General features: G+C 54.1%; 13 protein-coding genes. 3 read left to right on the top strand and 10 right to left on the bottom strand.

What is annotated here, in order from left to right:
* Positions 1 to 5 precede the first annotated feature (5 nt).
* The 4 genes from OH31_RS08150 to OH31_RS08135 form a co-directional block, all read right to left on the bottom strand.
* Complete coding sequence (locus OH31_RS08150; protein WP_024930342.1) at positions 6 to 2,531, bottom strand: circularly permuted type 2 ATP-grasp protein; 2,526 nt, start codon at positions 2,529 to 2,531, stop codon at positions 6 to 8.
* A gap of 77 nt (positions 2,532 to 2,608) precedes the next feature.
* Positions 2,609 to 5,899, bottom strand: coding sequence for a DUF2126 domain-containing protein (locus OH31_RS08145; RefSeq protein ID WP_024930341.1), 3,291 nt, complete (start codon positions 5,897 to 5,899; stop codon positions 2,609 to 2,611).
* 116 nt (positions 5,900 to 6,015) lie between these two features.
* Positions 6,016 to 6,861 (bottom strand): SPFH domain-containing protein, encoded by an 846-nt coding sequence (locus OH31_RS08140; RefSeq protein ID WP_024930340.1) that lies wholly within the window; start codon positions 6,859 to 6,861, stop codon positions 6,016 to 6,018.
* Positions 6,862 to 6,908: 47 nt separating this feature from the next.
* On the bottom strand, positions 6,909 to 7,346 hold the full coding sequence (locus tag OH31_RS08135) for an NfeD family protein (protein WP_024930339.1): 438 nt from the start codon (positions 7,344 to 7,346) through the stop codon (positions 6,909 to 6,911).
* A gap of 63 nt (positions 7,347 to 7,409) precedes the next feature.
* On the opposite strand from OH31_RS08135, the gene OH31_RS08130 reads away from it, so the two are divergent.
* Positions 7,410 to 8,624 carry an FAD-binding domain-containing protein gene (locus tag OH31_RS08130; protein ID WP_024930338.1) on the top strand — a complete coding sequence of 405 codons (1,215 nt, stop codon included), beginning with the start codon at positions 7,410 to 7,412 and terminating at the stop codon, positions 8,622 to 8,624.
* A 63-nt stretch (positions 8,625 to 8,687) separates the two neighbouring features.
* Complete coding sequence (locus OH31_RS08125; RefSeq protein WP_024930337.1) at positions 8,688 to 11,585, top strand: valine--tRNA ligase; 2,898 nt, start codon at positions 8,688 to 8,690, stop codon at positions 11,583 to 11,585.
* A gap of 43 nt (positions 11,586 to 11,628) precedes the next feature.
* On the opposite strand, the gene OH31_RS08120 is transcribed toward OH31_RS08125, so the two are convergent.
* Entirely contained in the window at positions 11,629 to 12,660 is a 1,032-nt protein-coding gene (locus tag OH31_RS08120) for a zinc ribbon domain-containing protein (RefSeq protein ID WP_024930336.1), read from the bottom strand.
* 116 nt (positions 12,661 to 12,776) lie between these two features.
* Between OH31_RS08120 and OH31_RS08115 the strand changes: the two genes are divergently transcribed.
* Positions 12,777 to 12,995, top strand: coding sequence for a (2Fe-2S)-binding protein (locus OH31_RS08115; protein ID WP_024930335.1), 219 nt, complete (start codon positions 12,777 to 12,779; stop codon positions 12,993 to 12,995).
* On the opposite strand, the gene OH31_RS08110 is transcribed toward OH31_RS08115, so the two are convergent.
* The 5 genes from OH31_RS08110 to OH31_RS08090 are packed head-to-tail and all read right to left on the bottom strand — an operon-like array spanning position 12,992 to position 17,815.
* Entirely contained in the window at positions 12,992 to 13,738 is a 747-nt protein-coding gene (locus OH31_RS08110; protein ID WP_024930334.1) for a molybdopterin-synthase adenylyltransferase MoeB, read from the bottom strand. The genes OH31_RS08115 and OH31_RS08110 overlap by 4 nt on opposite strands.
* Before the next feature lie 15 nt (positions 13,739 to 13,753).
* A complete protein-coding gene (locus OH31_RS08105) occupies positions 13,754 to 14,482 on the bottom strand; it encodes a type II secretion system protein (RefSeq protein WP_024930333.1) in 729 nt (242 codons plus the stop codon).
* On the bottom strand, positions 14,479 to 15,675 hold the full coding sequence (locus tag OH31_RS08100) for a hypothetical protein (protein WP_024930332.1): 1,197 nt from the start codon (positions 15,673 to 15,675) through the stop codon (positions 14,479 to 14,481). Before OH31_RS08100 ends, OH31_RS08105 begins: the two co-directional genes overlap by 4 nt.
* Positions 15,672 to 16,307 carry a hypothetical protein gene (locus OH31_RS08095; protein ID WP_024930331.1) on the bottom strand — a complete coding sequence of 212 codons (636 nt, stop codon included), beginning with the start codon at positions 16,305 to 16,307 and terminating at the stop codon, positions 15,672 to 15,674. The genes OH31_RS08100 and OH31_RS08095 overlap by 4 nt, the downstream gene beginning before the upstream one ends.
* Complete coding sequence (locus OH31_RS08090) at positions 16,304 to 17,815, bottom strand: hypothetical protein (protein ID WP_024930330.1); 1,512 nt, start codon at positions 17,813 to 17,815, stop codon at positions 16,304 to 16,306. The genes OH31_RS08095 and OH31_RS08090 overlap by 4 nt, the downstream gene beginning before the upstream one ends.
* Positions 17,816 to 17,817 lie beyond the last annotated feature (2 nt).

Genomic DNA, 17,817 nt, shown 5'->3' with positions numbered 1-17,817 from the left:
AGTCCTTAATAACGCGGGATCACCAGCGGACTGGCATAACTGAAAAAACGCAGACTCAGCCGGTCTGACAAAGTGAGTGTCACGGCATAAGTGCGGTTAAGCCACTCGGCCAGTGCGGCATTCCCAACCGTAAAGCATTGATCCGGATCCAGTTGCAGCAAGGCTTGCCAGCAATCATTGAGCTCGGTAGCAATGCCGCCAGCGTTATCTTGTGCATCCATTTCTTCCAGGTATTTCACCAGGCCTTTAATCTGAAACACCACAGAATTAGGGTTATTGTCGTCCATCAACAGCAGGTCCAGCACAGGCAACCACTCCGGCTGTGCCGCGTAACGGGCACGATAAGTCACCAGATTATTGGTCACTTGCAGCAACCATTCCAGGTTACTGTGCTGCGGCATGCCCAGTGCGCGGCTGAGCAAGACGCACATAAATTGCAAGCGCTCAATACGCCGCCCGAGTGACATAAAGCGCCAACCGAGGTCACGCGTCATCCAGTCCATGGCAAAACCGGTGAGCGTCACAAAATGATTAATGGCCTGCTCTATGTAAGACAGGGCATCTTGCAGGGTGGCGTGCTGATGACGGGTAATAAATAAACGCGACAACACATTGACGGTACGCCAGTGGTCATTCGAAATACGCTCACGCAGGTTAAATGCCTGCTGGAATAATTGCTGCACACTGGTGGCCAAGCTATTGGATTGTTGTGAAAACACGGACTGGATCAATAGCGGTTCAATATCATCGTCTGCCCATGGCTGCCAGTTGGCCAAGTCTTCTTCGTCCTCGGCACAAGGCAGCAAATCAAACCACTGACACAAACCCTGCATGGTGACCCACTCGCCATCGCGCATTTCTGGCGTGTACTCAAGCAAAGCCCGGATCGTGGCGCGTAACATCATGGCTTTTTGCAGGTTGCGCACTGAATAGCGACCATACCAGAACAGGTTTTCCGCCATACGGCTGGAGAGATAGGCATTTTCGCGCACCAGGTCCTGGCTGGAATTGGTTTTGCGCAACAGGCTGAATGGCGGCTGGCTATCATGTGACAACACCCAGGTATCTTTGCTGGTGCCGCCACGCTGCATGGTCACCACGCGCGCATCCTTGCCACTGGCAACCCGGGACAAGCCGCCGGGTAAAATCGCATAACCATTCGGTGTGGCAAACGCATATACACGCAGACTCACGGCGAGCGAACCGATTTGCGGCTGATGCTGGTGGCTGGTGAGTACCGGCGCATGCGAAATATCCACTTGCTCTTGGGCAATATAATGATCAGGCTGCGCCCGTAGCCGCTCAATCAACGACTCTTTTTGGCTGGGATTTAAGTCCTCGCCAAAAATGGGCGAAGACCGCACCTGCGGGTAAGCTGGTTTGATCACCAGGTCATCCAGATGCTGGATCACATATTCTAGCGCGGCGGGCTCACCACACCACCAGGTGCCCACCGATGGCATACGTAGCGCCTCGCCTAACAATGACTGGCATAAATTGGGTAAAAAGCCGAGTAAAGCGCCAGATTGCAGCAAATTGGCGCCCAGCGCATTGGCGATCAGCACATTACCCAGACGGGCGGCCTGCGTCAGGCCAGCCACGCCCAGCAATGAGTCGGCATTCAACTCCAGCGGATCACAATAATCATCATCAATACGGCGCAAGATGGCATGCACCGGCCGCAGCCCGGCAATGGTTTTTAGCCAGACAATGCCATTGCGCACGGTGAGGTCGCTGCCTTGTACCAGTGGGTAGCCCAGATACCCAGCCAGGAAGGACTGCTCATGATAAGTCTCGTTATAAGGTCCCGGAGTCAAAATAACCACCAACGGCGGCTCCCCTTGCCCCAGCGCGGTGATGCCAGGGACAGTCTGTGCCTGATTATCAGCCACCCGGTGTCCCCAGTGCGCCAGACTGTCGCGCATGCTGGCAAAAAAGCCGCTCAGCCGCTCAATATTCAAGTCACGGAACAACTCTGGAAAAGCACTTGAAATAATGGTGCGGTTTTCCAATGCATAGCCCGCACCCGTCGGTCCTTGCGTACGGTCAGACACCACCCACCATTGGCCGCTGGGCGCACGTGCAAGATCGACCGCATAGTGATGCAAGGCGACATTATCGTAATGCGGTATGCCGACACATGACGGCAAAAAGCCGTTATGGCCGTAAATCAAGGCTGGTGGCAATTGACCGCTGGCCAATAAGCGCTGCTCGCCATAAACATCAAGCAATACCTGGTTAAGCAAAGTAGCCCGCTGCGCCACCGAAGCAGCAATGTGTTGCCATTCGTCCTGCGGAATAATCAGCGGCAACACATCCAGGTCCCACGGACGTTGTACGCCATGCGTATCGGCGTAGACGTTATCCCGCACCTGCCTTTGCACCGCCTCAATGCGTTTGCGCATTGCTGTTGGCTCTTCGGACTCAAGCTGTGCCAACAGCGCTTGCCAGTGTGGGCGCGCCTGGCCGTTGCTATCCAACAGTTCGTTGTAGCGGTCAGAAAAATAAAGCTGATTAAGCACTGATTGCATGCTGAGTAAGGGGGCGATCAAAAGCCATTAGTTAACAAGATATATACATTTAGATGACACTCAGTGTAACAGGATGTTCAACCATTGGCCTGCCAGCGCAGGTCCAGGGTGAATGGAAAACGCGGATTGGGTGGCTCTTTTACCACATCCATCTTGCCTGGCGTATGTCCATGCGCCCAGAAACGGGCAAACCGGCGTGCCTCTGCTTCATTGGCATTGACCGGGAAAGTGCTGTAATTGCGCCCGCCCGGATGCGAGACATGGTAAGTACATCCCCCCAGCGACTTTTGACTCCAGGTGTCTACCAGGTCGAATACCAGCGGCGCCTGCACCGGAATGGTCGGGTGCAAGGCGGACCAAGGATTCCAGGCACGGAAGCGGATGCCGGCGACATATTCCCCGGCATTGCCTGTCGATTGCAGTGGCAGCGGGCGGCCGTTACAGGTCACCACATGGCGACCATCCGTCAAGCCGCGCACCCGCAACTGCATGCGCTCCACAGATGAGTCCACATAGCGTGCCGTGCCGCCGCCAGATACTTCTTCGCCCAGCACATTCCAAGGCTCTATGGCCTGCCGTAACTCCAGCTCAATACCGTGATAGGCAACCGTACCATAGCGTGGAAAACGAAACTCAATAAATGGCTCAAACCAGCGCTGCTCAAAGGCGTAGCCTGCCGCGCGCAAATCAGCCACCACATCAGCAATGTCCTGTGCCACAAAACTGGGCAGCATCCAGCGGTCATGCAACTCAGTCCCCCAATGCACCAATTTACCGGTATAAGGTGTTTTCCAGAAACGGGCGACCAGCGCGCGTAACAACAAGCTTTGCAGCAAACTCATGCGCGCGTGCGGCGGCATTTCAAATGCCCTGAACTCGACCAGACCCAAACGCCCGGTCGGCCCATCTGGCGAATACAGTTTGTCGATAGAAAATTCGGCCCGGTGCGTATTGCCGGTTAAATCAACCAGCAAGTGCCGCAGCAAACGGTCAACCAGCCAGGGCTGCTGACTCTCCTCACCCGGTGTCAGCATTTTCTCCATCTGCTGGAAAGCAATGCCCAATTCATACAAATTATCGTCGCGCGCCTCATCGACACGGGGGGCCTGGCTGGTGGGGCCAATAAACGTACCTGAAAACAGGTAAGACAAGGCCGGGTGATTCTGCCAGTAAGTAATCAAACTGCGCAGTACATCCGGGCGGCGCAGCATGGGACTGTCTGCTGCCGTCTCGCCACCCAAGGTGACATGATTACCTCCACCCGTGCCTGTATGGCGCCCGTCCAGCATAAACTTCTCTGTGCCCAACCTGCACACGCGCGCCGCTTCATACAGTGTACTGGTATTCGCCACCAGTTCTGTCCAGCTTTTAGCCGGGTGGATATTCACTTCAATGACGCCAGGATCCGGCGTCACGCTGAGTAATTTCAAGCGGCTATCACGTGGGGGTGTATACCCTTCCAGCCACAATTTAAGCTTGAGGTCGGCAGCTGTCTGCTCGATTGCACTGAGTAAATCGAGGTAGTCTTCCAGGCGCGTCACAGGCGGCATAAAGACATATAGGCGCCCTTGCCGCACTTGCACGCACAAGGCAGTGTGAATCACCTCGCGCGCCTTGGGCTGGATGGTCTTGTGTTTAAGCCTGACTTTGGGCGTATTGGTATCGCCCAGCACAGCTTGTTCGGCAAACGAATCCAGGACAAATGCTGGCTCAATATCAGCCGGCAACTGCCAGGGCAATGAAGACAATGGCAACCGCAAGCCCATCGGCGAGTCGCCAGCCAATAAATAAAGATGTTCACGCCGCAGCGGCCACTTACTGGTGAGCCACTCACCAGCCGCCTTTGATTCTACTGGCTTTAACGGCATCACATAGCCGACCACCTTGCCCAACCCTTGATTCAGCACATTGGCCAATCGCTTGCGTTCGGCGCCATCGGTCAAATCAGCTTTGAGCGGATCCACATTGTGCGATAACTGCTGCTCCTGCTGCGCCAACGACCAGACATCCTCATAAGCAGGCACCACACAGGCGCGCGGGAAACCCAAGATATCGGCCAAATGCGAGACAAAGGCCTGCGCCTGCTTGGCGGTGTAACCATCACTCTCTGACTCAACAGAAAACAGGCTGACATCGCGCCAGACCGGCTTGCCATCTGGCCGCCAGTAGATATTAATCGCCCAGCGCGGCAAAGGCTCACCGGGATACCATTTACCCTGACCGTAATGCAGAAAGCCATTGGGGGCAAAATGTGCCTTGAGCCGGGATGCCAGCTCACCCGCCAACTGCCGCTTGTGTTCGCCCAATGCCAGCGTATTCCACTGCGCGCCATCCATATCATCAATCGACACAAAGGTCGGCTCACCCCCATGCGTCAAGCGTACATCCATTTTGGTCAGCTGTTTGTCGACCTGCTCGCCGAGCTTCACAATGGCCTGCCAGTCCGCTTCACTATACGGCTTGGTCACACGCGGATCTTCATGAATGCGGGTCACCGACATCTCGTGGTGAAAAGTGACTTCAGCGACATCGGTAAACCCGACCACCGGCGCCGCAGAAGAAGGCAATGCGGTGCAGGCCAGCGGAATATGCCCTTCACCGGCCATCAGGCCAGAGGTTGGGTCCAAGCCGACCCAACCGGCGCCAGGAATAAACACCTCGGTCCAGGCATGCAAGTCGGTAAAATCCACTGCCGTACCACTTGGCCCGTCCAGCGCCTCAACATCGGCTTTAAGTTGTATCAGGTAACCGGACACAAAACGTGCAGCCAGGCCAAGGTTGCGCATAATCTGCACCAGTAACCAGGCCGAATCGCGGCAAGAACCCGTGCGCTTTTGCAAGGTTTCTTCGGGCGTTTGAATGCCTGGCTCCATGCGCACGGTATAGCCAATATCGCCTTGCAACCGCCGATTCACCGCGACCAGAAAATCCACGATGCCAATCCCGGGTTGCACCACCTGCTGGCGAATGTGCGCCATCCAGCCTTGCAACAAAGGCGTCATCGGCTCAGCCTGCAAATAAGCGGTTAACTCAAACGCCTGTTGCTCGGTGTAATTGAACGGAAAGTGTTCAGCATATTTCTCTACAAAGAAATCAAACGGATTGATCACCGTCATGTCCGCCACTAAATCGACCGTAAAGTCGAGCTCGCGCACCATTTCGGGGAATACAAACCGGGCGATGTAATTACCGTAAGGGTCTTGCTGCCAATTGATAAAGTGTTTTTCAGGCTTCACGCTCAGTGAATACGACAACACAGGCGTGCGTGCATGCGCGGCAGGCTTCAGGCGGACTTCGTGAGGAGACAGATTGACCAGGCGGTCGAACTTGTAACTGGTGCGGTGATGCAAAGCAACGCGGATAGCCACTGCTACTCCTTATTAGAATTATGGTTCTGAGCAGTGAGATGCAGGAAATATGCCAGTTGCGCCAGCATAAGCGCTAGCGCAACCGAAGGAGATTTTTTAAATCACTAGTTGCAGCGCTATTTACCGCCGCCTACCAGGCTTTTCACGGCGCTGACGACATCGCCTGGCATGACCACAATTTTACTGTTATTGGAGTCAGCCATTTTTTGCAAGGACTGAATGTAGCGATCCCCCAATAGAAAGGTCGCTGAAGCATTATTTTCTTTCACCGCCTCAGCAATCATCTTAATCGCCTCAGCGGAGGCATTAGCACCCACCATTTGCGCCTCGGCATCTTTACGCGCCGCTTCCAGACGCGCTTCCGCGTTCAGAATCAACGACTGTTTGGCACCTTCCGCCTCGGTCACCACCGCCACACGCTCACGCTCGGCAGCGGCTTGTCTTTCCATGGCGTCCTGCATATTGGCAGAAGGTTTGATGTCCTGAATCTCGACGCTTTTCACAGTCAGGCCCCAATCCAGCGCTTCATCGGCAATGGCTTCCTTGAGTTCGGCCTTGATGCGGTCACGCGAAGTCAACGCGTGGTTTAAATCCATGCCGCCAATAATCGAGCGCAAACTGGTTTGCACCATATTGCGCATGGCTTCGCGGAAGTTTTCAATGCCATAGACGGCGCGTTCGATATTAGTGACTTTGATAAACGCCACGGCATTGGCCAGAATCACCGCATTATCGCGCGTAATCACCTCTTGCTCAGGCACATCCAGAATAATGTCTTTGGTGGTGACTTTGTAACTGACTGTGCTCAAAATCGGGTTAATCACATGTAACCCTGGCGTTAAAATGCCAGCAAACTTGCCCAGGCGCTCAACTACCCACTCCTCGCCCTGCGGCACAATACGCACGCCTTTAACGATGGCGATTACCACTAATACGATCACAATGACACTGACTTCGGTCATGACAACTCCCTTAATTCAAACCAAATCTTCATTCAAACATTGATGCGCTACAAAGGCGCCACACGTAAACTATTGCCTTCAACGGCAACCACTTTTGCCGCTTGCTGCTCGGCAATGTCTATATTGGCATAAGCCACCCACTCGCGACTGCCCAGCACCCCCTGGCTAAAACGTATCTTGCCTGGTTGCCGCGGTGAAATCGCCACAATCACAATGCCTTCGCGGCCAATCTCCTCGCCTTGTGCCTGCCCGACACGCAAGACGGGTTTACGTTTTTCCAGCTTGCGCATGACGGCCAGCGCCAGCGCCGACAACACGGCATAGTTCAATGCTTGCAAGGCGAGTGGCATCTCGCTAAAAAACGCACACAACATAGCCATGACCAACGCGGCGATCCCCAGCCACAAAAGGTACAAGGTTCCAAGCAGCATTTCCATGCACAGCAGCACGAGCCCGAGCCCACACCACCCCCATAATGTCGTCATTCGCACACCCTTCCAACGAAATTGCAACTCATGGTATCACTAGTTGTGTCAGAATGGTGCGTTATGAACCCGCCTGTTCTCCTCACTCTCGCTGCAGACCGTGCTGAGCGCCTACAGCAAATCAGCGAATGTTTTCCGCAAGCCACCGGGCCAGATTTGTCCCAGGCCTGGCAAGGCGGTCGCGCGGCTGCATTGCAGAAATTATCTGCCGTGGATGCGGAAGGCTATGCGCGTAGCCGCAACCAGCTCACCGGCGCGGTGACAGGGCTCTCGCCCTACTTGCGCCATGGCTGCCTGTCGCTACCGGAAACGGTGACAGATATTCATACACGCTTTGGCAAACGTGCGCACAAACTCACCGCCGAACTCAGCTATCGCGATTATTTCCGCCAGGTATGGTACCGGTTTGGCGCAGCGATCATGCACCCCATGGAGTCACCAAAAGTGGCTTTAGGTGAGAAACCCATGCCAGACTTTATTCCACAGGGCTTTACCGGGCTGGTGTGCATGGATGGAATTGTGCGTCAATTGCAGCAACATGGTTATGTACACAACCATACACGCATGTGGTTTGCAGCCTATGTCGTCCATTGGCTAAAAATAGACTGGCGACAAGTCGCAGACTGGTTTGAAAGCCAATTACTGGATGGCGATACCGCGTCCAACCACCTGTCCTGGCAATGGATTGCCTCCAGCTTCAGCAACAAGCCCTATCTGTTTAACAAAGAAAATCTGATCAAATTTGGTGGGGAGCCCTGGTGCAAGCAATGCCGTGTCGCCTGCCCGTTTGAAGGCAGTTATGAGCAACTGCATCAACAACTGTTTACGGATGCCGTGGCCGCTGATAAACCGGTCACACACCACCTGAACCCGCCTGAACCCGAACCGAAAGGCGTCGCCAGCCTGGTGTGGATTCATGATGAAATGCTGTCACCATCGCACGCACTGCATGCATTAAATTTGCCTGCCGTATTTGTATTTGATGCATCGCTATACCAGCACTGGCCACTCAAACGGCTACAATTCATGGCGGATTGTTTGGCTGAAATGCCAGGGACAGAGGTGTGGCTGGGAGAAACCAGACAAGTATTGGCACAGCGCGCGCAGGGGCGCATCCTCACCCAGGATACCCCACAACAAGCGCTTAAGCAGGCTGCTAGCGAACTGAATATTGAGTGGCGCGCAGAGCCTGGTTTGACAGATGCCTCATTGAGCGACCATCAACTGATGCGTTTTAGCCGTTACTGGAAAGCCGTCGAGCCGACACTGACAGCTTAGTTTACGCAAACTAGCGCCTACACCTGCGCTGCGGGCCTGCCCGCCTGTGGTAAAATCCCGCGCATGAATACTTCTAACCCAAACGCCAATACTCCTCGCGAACTCGCAAAATCCTTTGACCCAAAAACCATTGAAAGCCAATGGTATGCCTTTTGGGAAGGCAAAGGCCTTTATGCCGCTGGCATGAATCCGCAAGTGCAAGACAACTTCTGTATTTTGCTGCCGCCGCCTAACGTCACTGGCACCCTGCATATGGGCCACGGCTTTAACCAAACCATTATGGATGCCTTGACCCGCTACCACCGCATGCGCGGTGACAATACCTTGTGGCAACCAGGCACAGACCACGCGGGCATTGCCACGCAAATCGTGGTCGAGCGCCAACTCGATGCCCAGGGTGTCAGCCGCCATGATCTTGGCCGCGAGAAGTTTCTGGAAAAAGTCTGGGAATGGAAAGAGTATTCTGGCGGCACCATCACTCAGCAAATGCGGCGCTTAGGCACCTCGCCCGACTGGAGCCGTGAGCGCTTCACCATGGATGCAGGCCTGAACAAAGTGGTCACCGAAACCTTTGTACGCTTGTATAACGAAGGCCTGATTTACCGTGGCAAGCGCCTGGTGAACTGGGATGTGAAACTGGGCACGGCCGTGTCTGACCTCGAAGTCGTGCAAGAGGAAGAAGATGGTGCCATGTGGCACATCAGCTATCCGCTGGCGGATGGTTCAGGCGCACTGACTGTCGCTACAACGCGCCCTGAAACGATGCTGGGTGACGTGGCCGTAATGGTAAACCCGGAAGATGATCGCTACAGCCAGCTGATAGGCAAAAATGTCATCCTGCCATTGTGCAATCGTGAAATCCCGGTGATTGCCGATGACTATGTAGACAAAGAATTTGGCACCGGCGTGGTGAAAGTGACGCCTGCGCATGACTTTAACGACAATATGGTGGGCCAGCGCCAGGGCTTGGACAAAATCATTATCCTCAACCTGCAAGGCTTTGTACCCGCAGCAGCCGAAGTGTATGCTGCCGATGGTAGCGCCAAAACCGCGATCGCCTTGCCCGCCAACCTGATCGGGCTGGAGCGTTTTGCTGCACGCAAGCAAGTGGTTGCTGATCTCGAAGCCGGTGGCTTTTTGATCAAAGTTGAAAAACACAAATTGAAAGTGCCACGTGGTGACCGCACCAACGTGGTCATTGAACCCATGCTCACTGACCAGTGGTTTGTGGCCATGAGCAAAAAAGGCGACGATGGTCAAAGCATCACCGAAAAAGCGCTAGAAGTAGTGGCTAACGGTGAGATCAAGTTTTACCCGGAAAACTGGGTCAACACTTATAACCAGTGGCTGAATAATATCCAGGACTGGTGTATCTCCCGCCAGCTATGGTGGGGCCATCAAATCCCGGCCTGGTATAGCGATGACGGCAAAACCTATGTGGCGCACGATGAAGCCGAAGCGCAATCGCTGGCGGCAAAAGATAGCTATACAGGCGCCCTGAAACGCGACGCAGATGTGCTGGACACCTGGTACTCCTCTGCCCTCTGGCCTTTCTCTACTCTGGACTGGACCGGCGACGAAGCCCTTGACGCGCAGAACCAGGCCTTGCAGCAATACCTGCCATCCTCAGTGCTGGTGACCGGTTTCGATATTATTTTCTTCTGGGTGGCGCGTATGGTCATGATGACCAAGCACATCACCGGCAAAATTCCGTTCAAGCACGTCTATGTCCACGGCCTGATCCGCGATGCCGAAGGCCAGAAGATGTCCAAGTCCAAAGGCAATGTGCTGGATCCGATTGATTTGATTGATGGCATTGACCTGGAATCGCTACTGAAAAAGCGCACCACCGGCCTGATGAATCCAAAAGATGCCGAGAAAATCGAGAAGCGCACACGTAAGGAATTCCCGGAAGGGATCGCAGCCTACGGCACGGATGCGCTTCGCTTTACCTTTGCCAGCCTGGCCTCACCTGGCCGCGACATCAAATTTGACCTGCAACGCTGCGAAGGCTATCGCAACTTCTGCAATAAACTGTGGAACGCCACCCGCTTTGTGCTGATGAACACAGAAGGCCAGGACAATGGTTTTGGCGTGGAAAGTTGCGAAGATGGTGGCCGCAAGTTCAGCCAGGCAGATCGCTGGATCGTCTCACTGCTGCAACGCACTGAAGCTGAAGTAGAACGCGCCTTTAGTGACTATCGCTTCGACCTGGCGGCCAAGGCCATTTACGAGTTTGTCTGGGACCAATATTGCGACTGGTACCTGGAAATCGCCAAGGTACAAATCCAGGGCGGCAGCGAGGCCGAGCAACGCGCAACGCGTCGTACGCTGTTACGCGTGCTGGAAACCATATTGCGTCTGGCGCACCCGATTATTCCGTTTATTACCGAAGAAATCTGGCAGACCATCGCGCCGATGACTGAGCTGAAAGACAAGTCACGCGGCACTGACAGCATCATGCTGCAAGCTTACCCGAAAGCGGACCTGGAAAAAATTGATGAGCAGGCGGAAGCCTGGGTGGCCACACTGAAAACGGCGGTTGAGGCTTGCCGCAGCTTGCGCGGCGAAATGAGTATCTCACCCGCTGCCAAGGTGCCATTGATTGCCGCCGGTGATGCAGAGCAACTGGCCACGTTTGCACCCTACCTCAAATCGCTGGCCAAGCTGGAAAACGTTGATATCGTTGCAGACTTACCAGAAGCCGATGCGCCAGTCATGCTGGCAAGTGACTTCAAGTTGATGCTCAAGGTAGAAATTGACGTCACCGCGGAAAAAGAACGTTTAGGTAAAGAAATCACGCGCTTGCAAGGCGAGATTAGCAAAGCCAACAGCAAACTGGGCAACGAAAGTTTTGTCGCCCGCGCGCCAGCAGCTGTGGTCGAGCAGGAAAAAGCCCGCCTGGCAGAGTTCAGCGCCAGTTTAAAAAAACTGCAAACGCAATTAAATAAACTCAGCTAAGACTTAAACCTGAACACTTTGCAATGTGGCATCTCGCCTATCATCAGGCGACGGTGCCACACTTATGGCAAAACTTGGCAAAGGCGTTTTTTCTGGCATTACAACCCACACAGTAATTGTGCAAACAAATACCGCAGTGCATACAAAAGTCGTTGTGCTCATTTTTCAGGTCAACCTGGCGCTCACAACCCGGGCAAATATTCTTGCCCAAACGCTCTAGTGCGGTGTCATAGCCCAACTCTTCACGACGCTGAAATTCAGGTTGCGACTCTGCCAACTGCTGCTGTGCCAGATAACGCTGCAGGGCAGCAATGGCATACCTGCCACCCACAACCGTTAGCAAAATACCGACCAGATAGCGCACATAACCACCATAATCTGGCAAATACGGCACCAGTTCAACGAAGAATGCCATCAGTGCAAAGATAATAAAGCCCCATACGAAAGGCCAGTACTGGGATTTGCGCTGTTTCACAAATAACCAGGCAGCTAGCCCCAGCAAAGGCAACGTCAGCAACAGCCGATACAAAAATACCCGCGTCGCCTTGTGTTGGTAAGCCTCGTCGAACTTTTTACGTGCCACCTCTTCCATAGCATTGATCTGCGTTTGCAGTTGCGCCTCATGCTGAAACAGGTTTGTTTGCTTCTGCTGAATATGCTCTACCGACTTCTCAGCATTGCGCTCCTGCACTTTCAGCGCATCCAATTGCTGTGTGCGCCTGACCAACTCATCATCCTGCGCTGATAACTGCGTCACTTCTCGCGTGGCTACCCAATTATCGAAAGTACTGCGCGCGGCCTGATAGTCTTTTTGTCTAATCGTAAGCTGCAAACCGGCTTGCTCCAGTTGATCAGCCAATCGTTGCCGTTGCTGAACAATGCCGTTCAGCTCTGCGCGCAAAGGCTCCATGGCACGGTCATTAACAAAATGCTCGGCGGTGTACTCAGTCTCTACCCGTGGCAGGTCGCCGATAATATTTTTACCCAGACCGGTTAAAAACCAGGCGAAGATAAAAGCAACGGCCCACAATGCGCGGTTAAACCATTTTTCGGATAAACGAACGCCTTTATTCATCAGCAGCTCCTGATTGGATGTTTATCGATGCTAACGGGCTTTGAGCCCAGCAGCAAGCCAAAGTCTGACACAGGCCCGGCATCTGCCGTTAAAATGATGTTTTAGAGGATAGCAAGATGCCTGAAGCTGACGAAGAAAACCCGAAAGAAGTTCTGTGCAGTTGCAGCGGGACGACGCGCGGGCTGATTATTGACCTGGTCGCGCAAGGCAAAGATATTGAAGGCATTTCACGCTACTCGGGTGCCCTCAGCGGTTGTGGCGGCTGCGAGTGGGAGATTAACGAACTGGTGAATGCCCTCAACGCCAAACACCTCACACAACTGCCAAAACCCTAATGCGCGCACACCGTGCAAGACGGGTCTTTTTTCAAGCGTATCGTGCGCCATTCGGCACTCAGCGCATCCAGCAGCAGTAATCGGCCCTGCATGGTTTGGCCAATATTGAGCAAAACCTTGATCGCCTCCGCCGCCTGTGCGGTGCCTATCATGCCGACCAACGGCGCAAACACCCCGTTATCGGCACAACGCAAGGCCTGATCATCACCCACATCAGGATACAGGCAGTGGTAACACGGGCTTTCGTCATGCCGGAAATCAAACACGCTTAACTGCCCCTCAAAACGGATGGCCGCGCCCGAAACGAGTGGTGTTTTGTGGGTAAAGCAAAGCTGGTTTAGCAAGTAGCGTGTGACAAAATTATCCGAGCAGTCAATCACTACATCGGCTTCGACAACACGCGCGGCAAGCGCGTCATCATTAAGCCGCGTTGTCTCGACATTCACTTTGACCTCGGGATTCAAGCTGGTAATTGTCGCCTGTGCGGACAGGGCTTTGTTCTGCCCGACTGCCGCTGTCGTGTGAATAATTTGGCGTTGCAGGTTGGTTAAATCCACGTGGTCAAAATCGCAAATGGTTAAGGTCCCCACGCCAGCAGCGGCCAGGTACATGGCAACTGGCGCACCCAAACCTCCGGCGCCGATAATCAGCGCATGGCTTTGCGTGAGCCTTTCCTGCCCAGCGTACTCAACCTGCGGCAACATAATGTGCCGACTGTAACGTAACAGTAAATTGTCTTGCATGAAAAATCCGTTTATTCAAGGCAGGCGCTGCGCCTGCACCATCTGCTGTATCAATACTTTGGGCGACAACATGACCAAACGGTCATCAAACACCGCACCAACCGCTTGCTGCTGCGCTTTATCGACAAAAGCGAGGTCGCCATCAGCGTTTTCCAGCTCATCGGAATGCGTGGGTGCAGCCATGGCATGCGCTTGCCCGCCAGACACCGATTGTATGCCACCCAACCCGTTTTCGCCATGCGAAAGGACAATCGCTGCCGGACGACTGGGCGCACTGGTCACGAGCCCATTGTCGCCAGATACTTGAATATTACTGGCATTCTCTGCCGCAGACACCGAAAACCACTGCGCATGGTGGGTAAACGTACTATCCGCCCGGTAACGGAAAAACCGCCCCCAGGCATCAGTTGCAACGAGCCCCAATTGCAACCAGGGTAGTAAGCCCTCATCGCCCGCACAACTTTGATTCGCCGATACATTTTCCCAGCCATCTGGCGGCTGGTCAGTATCCGGGCATGGCAAATAATGATAAATCATGGCGTGACCGATCAATGCCTGCTGCGCGACATACAGCCGTTGCTCCGTTTGCTGGTATTTCTGCAAACCATGTTGTACCCGTAATGGCGTCATCAGCCAGCCCATCATTAAACTTAAAATCACCAATGCCAGCGCCATCTCCAGTAAGCTAAACCCTGACATCGCGGCCCTGATGTCGATTTGGCGGTTATGCGGCGCCCGACTCATGGCCGACTCACCTTATCTTGCAGGTCATTGCTCAGCAAGTTGAGCGTAGAGGCATCTTGTATATGCAACGCGAGCAAGGTAGACGCTTCCAGATACACGTTCAGATGTCCTTTATCCGTGATGCTGTCACGAACCTGCCCTGGTAAGCGCTCTCCGCCCAGAATGATGCTGGCTTGTGTCTGACCTGGTAGGTAAAACACTTGCTCCCGCCATGCATTCTGCTGAAACCAATGATGTTGCTGATTGCCATCCAGCACATGCTGTACTGTCCATGGCCAGTGAGCATTGACATCCAAAGGCAAGCGACCGATGCTGGTCGCCGTAGAGAGGCATTGCCCGGCGCTCAATGACTGACTGCCTAGGCAACCGCTATCGCTGACTGCAGCAGCCATCGGGTAGCTCAAACATGGCACGCCAACACAGCGCAGGCTTCGCTTCACCTCTGCCAACACCTGCTTTTGCATCACTTGATGCATTTGACCCGAGGTGACTGGCCAAACCACATCGTTAAAATGCATGGAGGCTGGTGCCCTGGCAAAACCACGCGAAGTGCCCTCCTGTGGACTGGCGTTATCAGCCGCGCTATTTACATCCAGATAGTGCTTGGCAATCTCCGTGGTTGCCTCCTGACGCTGCTGCACCCAGCCACCCTCACGCACCAGGGGCTGCATGGGCGCGATCAACACCGCCACGACACCATTGCCTTGCGTTGCATCCCACATCAACCCTTCTGACGAAGCCACACTCCAAGTGCCAGTCGTATCCAGATTTAACGGCCGCAGACGCGGATTATTTTTATAGCGCTCGGAAACGGCATACCATAAACGCTCGCCACTGCCATCGCGTATATCGCCCACACCTAAGGTTTTCCAGGGCAGTCGGCCCAAACGTGACGTATTACTGCAGGATGTTTCAGCAATCCCATCATTATTGCGGTCTGGACAGGGCAAATCACCGGGGCGCGGGCAGTTCAGCTCACACAGCGTCAGTCCTAATGGCTGCTGCGCATAAGCCAGCAAGGCTTGCTGCGCCAGTGCAAGTGACGCCATGGTTTTTTGCATTACACGCTGGCGTGCAGGATATGTGCCTGGAGCCATATATAGCATCCATCCGCCCATGCCAGATAACAAGAGCAACACGACCCAGATCGCAACGCCTGTTTGCACACCTCGCTCAACATGATGAGGCATCATGATTGCGCCTCCCCTTGCACGCCAATCAGCTCATCGGGTAACACATTGGGAAAGTTAAACAACACCAGATCGCACTGCGCAGTAATCACCTCGGCGCCTTCAGCCAATGCCCAGCCGCAGCGACGCACCAGCAATAACCCGGCATAAGCATGCTCAAGCTGTTGCAACCAGTCGATGACGGTAGACTCATGAGATACGGACCAATTGAGCTGTATGGACGTCGCCGTGAAGTTCGACGCTGGTGGCTGGCTGGTCGGCCATTGCGAACGACAGGTCACCGCCGTGCAAGACACGGTAGGCTGTATCTCATACGCAACATGCGGCAACGTAAATTGCTGCTGCATGGCGATCAAAGTGCGATCCCAATGATCGAAATCAGGCGACCGCATTAAACCAAATTTCTGCCAGCCTGCACGATGCGCAAGGAAATAATGCACATCAGGCTGGTAACTAGCCAGAAGCGCACTCTGTTGCTGTTGTTGCTGCAATTGATTTCTGGCCTGGCTCAACGCATCTTCAGCCTTCCATTGCGCATGCAACACGATTGCCAGCGCGACAGTGATCAGGCATAACGCGATCAACCAACCGAGCAAAATTGGACGTAAAGCAGACCAATAACCTGTTGCTTTCATAGAGCGGCCGCCTGAGCATCTCGCAGGTACAGCTTAAGCACAGGTGGCTGATCAAGGCCCGGTGCTTGACCAGTATTACCCTGCCGCTGAGCGTTGCTTGCGGACGCAGACGGCATGAGCACCTCTATTTTTTCCACCTCGGGCAAACCACGTAATCGACTGAGCAGTTGCTGCCATTCGAGAACCGCCTGGTCATTTTGATCACGCTGCGACCATGTCACGGTCAGCGTTTCCTTCCAAACAGAAGCCTGCTGCGTGGGTACATCATCCTCCGCGGCACTCCCTGCCAAGCCCCATTCCAGTGCCGCCACCTGCCAGTGAGAGACGCCCAGCAAAACATGCTGCATGATGACCAATGCACGATCTGGCGATCGCACGGACGACTGCAAGCCTTGCACCGCCTGCGTCAAGGCGCGCACCCCCGGCAACTGTGCCTGATTGATAGGTTCAGATGGTTTCAGCTGCCCAACATTTAGCTGGCGCTTAATCTGCAGCATTTGCCCCTGCGCCTGCTGTGTGGCTTGTATGCCCACCCAACCTGCCAAGACCATCAGACCGGCCATCACCGCCCCTGCCCAATGCAGGCGACGCTTCATGCGCATGCTGCTATCGAGCATCAACACAGATTCAGGGGCCAGATTAGGTAATGGCCGACCTTTTAATATGTGCTGAATCGCCGCCCACTCCATGGCATGCAGCCCCTCTGGCAATGCGTGCCCCTTTAAATGACGCGCCCTGTCTGCTTCAGAGATATCCACCCATTGGCAACCAACAGGTAACTGTGCTTTTAACAACGGGATATCCATCGGCACCTGGCCCAGCCAGGTGAGTGATAATACATCTGCTTCTTCAAGCCAATGCTGGTGAATCAAAGTCATGCGCATTTGAGTCACCTCATGCGCAATACGGCCCACACTATCTTCAGGTGTAGCAGTATCTGGCGGCAATAGAAACAGTCGGCTAAAAAACAGCCGCTGCCGCTGAAGATAGCTAATACGGACTTGTTGTGGCGTGTATTGAACACAGAGTGCATGCATTAAACCTTGCAGGGTGACGGGCAGGCAACAAGCAAGGCAAAGCGCTTGCGTGTATAGCCCCTGAATTCGAATCGAGTGCTTGTGCAACACGTTCAGCCAGTCAGCCAAAAGAGGAGAAGTCAGCGCCACAAACAAAAAGCGACTTTCCCGGCGCAAGCCCTGCACATTATCCAGGCGGCAAACGGTATGCATGCCTTGTGCAAAAGGCCATGTCGCCAGCTTGCGCATCAACAACTGATGCCCGGCAGACCCTCGCACTTGCGGCAAAGTTTCAACGTGATACTGCTCATCCGCATGATTAGTCAGGAACGAGATTATTGCCTGCGGAAACTGCTGCCACCAGTCTAATAGCGCCATGCGGCTGTCTTCGTCGCTACTAAACACACGCAGGGCTAACACATGCTGACCACTCACATGCACCACGCGCCAGCGCGTTTGATCAAGCAAGACAATGAAATGTTGGCTCGCCATGT

It is taken from the genome of Methylophilus sp. OH31 (genome assembly GCF_000576615.1).
Taxonomy (GTDB): Bacteria; Pseudomonadota; Gammaproteobacteria; order Burkholderiales; family Methylophilaceae; genus Methylophilus.
This window is presented reverse-complemented; position numbering and strand designations above follow the sequence as displayed.

Bases quoted from the DNA above. Each gene is read 5' to 3' on its own strand.
- OH31_RS08130 (WP_024930338.1), top strand. From the start codon at position 7,410: ATGAACCCGCCTGTTCTCCTCACTCTCGCTGCAGACCGTGCTGAGCGC.
- OH31_RS08105 (WP_024930333.1), bottom strand. From the start codon at position 14,482: ATGAGTCGGGCGCCGCATAACCGCCAAATCGACATCAGGGCCGCGATG.
- OH31_RS08095 (WP_024930331.1), bottom strand. From the start codon at position 16,307: ATGAAAGCAACAGGTTATTGGTCTGCTTTACGTCCAATTTTGCTCGGT.
- OH31_RS08120 (WP_024930336.1), bottom strand. From the start codon at position 12,660: ATGAATAAAGGCGTTCGTTTATCCGAAAAATGGTTTAACCGCGCATTG.
- OH31_RS08135 (WP_024930339.1), bottom strand. From the start codon at position 7,346: ATGACGACATTATGGGGGTGGTGTGGGCTCGGGCTCGTGCTGCTGTGC.
- OH31_RS08100 (WP_024930332.1), bottom strand. From the start codon at position 15,675: ATGATGCCTCATCATGTTGAGCGAGGTGTGCAAACAGGCGTTGCGATC.
- OH31_RS08150 (WP_024930342.1), bottom strand. From the start codon at position 2,531: ATGCAATCAGTGCTTAATCAGCTTTATTTTTCTGACCGCTACAACGAA.
- OH31_RS08090 (WP_024930330.1), bottom strand. From the start codon at position 17,815: ATGGCGAGCCAACATTTCATTGTCTTGCTTGATCAAACGCGCTGGCGC.
- OH31_RS08110 (WP_024930334.1), bottom strand. From the start codon at position 13,738: ATGCAAGACAATTTACTGTTACGTTACAGTCGGCACATTATGTTGCCG.
- OH31_RS08125 (WP_024930337.1), top strand. From the start codon at position 8,688: ATGAATACTTCTAACCCAAACGCCAATACTCCTCGCGAACTCGCAAAA.
- OH31_RS08115 (WP_024930335.1), top strand. From the start codon at position 12,777: ATGCCTGAAGCTGACGAAGAAAACCCGAAAGAAGTTCTGTGCAGTTGC.
- OH31_RS08140 (WP_024930340.1), bottom strand. From the start codon at position 6,861: ATGACCGAAGTCAGTGTCATTGTGATCGTATTAGTGGTAATCGCCATC.